This is a genomic window from Corynebacterium lemuris, assembly GCF_024919295.1.
GTDB classification, from domain to species: domain Bacteria; phylum Actinomycetota; class Actinomycetes; order Mycobacteriales; family Mycobacteriaceae; genus Corynebacterium; species Corynebacterium lemuris.
In genome coordinates this window covers 1-1,781 of sequence record NZ_JANWTC010000038.1, presented here as the reverse complement: position 1 = coordinate 1,781, position 1,781 = coordinate 1, and the positions used below count along the sequence as shown (strand labels likewise).

Annotated in this window: 2 protein-coding genes; one reads left to right on the top strand and one right to left on the bottom strand. The window is 51.7% G+C overall.

The features are described 5' to 3' along the window. Nucleotides 1-121 precede the first annotated feature (121 nt). Nucleotides 122-832, bottom strand: coding sequence for an IS6-like element IS1628 family transposase (locus tag NYP18_RS15260; protein WP_010889963.1), 711 nt, complete (start codon nucleotides 830-832; stop codon nucleotides 122-124). A gap of 179 nt (nucleotides 833-1,011) precedes the next feature. Here NYP18_RS15260 and NYP18_RS15255 point away from each other — a divergent pair, with 179 nt between their 5' ends. Then, a complete protein-coding gene (locus NYP18_RS15255; RefSeq protein ID WP_259429046.1) occupies nucleotides 1,012-1,167 on the top strand; it encodes a hypothetical protein in 156 nt (51 codons plus the stop codon). Nucleotides 1,168-1,781: the final 614 nt, after the last annotated feature.

Here is a 1,781-nt window from a genome sequence, read left to right as displayed (position 1 = left end):
CGAAGGAAAGCTGGACCGGGAGACGGCCCACCGGCAGGTGAAGTAGGTGCTGTTGCAACTTGGGGCGGGAGCCAAGAAAGCTCCGTTTTTATTGTGTGATCAACGCTATGTGCCTGTGTTGTCAGGCCGTCTCGAATACCCGGCTAACAATCACTGCATCCGGATTCGGGTGACCATAGGCAAACATCGTGCCCTGCCCCTTCCGCAATGAGTGCATCGCTTCCATCCCTTTCAACGTCCGGTAGGCAGACGTTCGGTTTTTGAATGCTCCTTTCGGCCCCAGGATCCGCTTTAACCGGCCATGATCGCCTTCAATGACGTTGTTGAGGTATTTCACCCGACGATGCTCGACCGTCGATGGACAGACGCCTTCCGCCTTCAGCTCAGAGATTGCCCTGGCGAGTGAGGGGGCCTTGTCGGTGCTGATCACCCGCGGATAGCCTGCCGATTTATTCGACCGCAGCGTCTTCGCCAGGAAACGCTTCGCTGCCGCGACGTTGCGTTTTGGTGAGAGGTAGAAGTCCAGGGTCTGGCCACCGGCGGTGATTGCCCGATAGAGGTAGCACCACTTTCCCCCGACCCGGATATAGGTCTCATCCACCCGCCAGGACCTGGCCTGCCAGTCAGGAACTTGCCGATACCACCGGGTCTTCTTATCCAGCTCAGGAGCATATTTCTGGACCCAGCGGTAGATCGTGGTGTGATCGACCGGCACTCCCCGCTCGGTCATCATCTCTTCGAGGTCGCGATAGCTCACGCCGTAGCGGCAGTACCACCGCACCGCCCACAGGATGATTTCACGAGGGAACTGCCGACCGGAGAAGATGCCCATGGACCTGATTATTCCACGCCGGTCTTCCTACTGCCCCAACTTTGCAACAGCACCAGAACTCTTTTGAACTAGCAAAGGGATGCCGTGACACAGGTGGACAGCTCGAGCTACGTACCACTGACATCATGCCTCATATAAGTATCAACGGCTGGGATATAGAGCACTCAGTGGGAAAAATCATGGTTCAGATGTACGAATACAGACCCGGCGATAAAGAACGTGCTCCCATCTTCCTTTTAGAAGCTGATGATGGCGAATGGTTCGATCATTTCCGTGCGCAGATTGACAGGCTATGGGCAGACGGGAAGACCTATTCCGATGGTGAACCTGAGTAAAGACTGCTTACCCATAGACTCATGGGCAAGATGCCTGACCCTCGGTGAAGCGGCCGGAAATACTTCGAATGGGGGACACTCCCAGAGACTGGGAAGTCAGTAAATATCTACGCTCACGCCTTCAGAAACCTTCCCCATCGAAAGTTGTACAAATAGGGCGTTTCCCCAGTTTGCTGACAACATCTTCGGAAACATTGAAGGTCCAATTTATCGATGCATATCAACAAAATCTCAGCTAGGATAAAAATGCTCGTAGGTTGAGGTAGTCAGTGGTCCGGGGTTCGATTCCCTGGGCGCTTTACTAGGATTGTCGGTCTGTTTCTTCATTACTCCCAGAGTTCTACGGAGGGTAAAGAATAAATTATTTGGTAATCGAAAAAGATTTCATCTTGATGGAAAACCAAGGAGACAGATTATGAACAAAAAGCAGAATTCTATTCTGAATATGTTTGACAACATTAGCGCTGGAATAATGGTGAGCTCACTGACCTTCCTGAACCTGCGAGCGCTTTAAGTTTTTAGGTGACCATCATGGGTACACCCCAAAAGGACAGTTTTTGAATTACAAACTGTGAATATGAGCGCTATATGGCGTGGATTCTTGATCACTCTAT

What these genes read in the sequence shown, in the direction of transcription:
- NYP18_RS15260 (WP_010889963.1), bottom strand. Translation starts at nt 832, where the DNA reads ATGGGCATCTTCTCCGGTCGGCAGTTCCCTCGTGAAATCATCCTGTGG.
- NYP18_RS15255 (WP_259429046.1), top strand. Translation starts at nt 1,012, where the DNA reads ATGGTTCAGATGTACGAATACAGACCCGGCGATAAAGAACGTGCTCCC.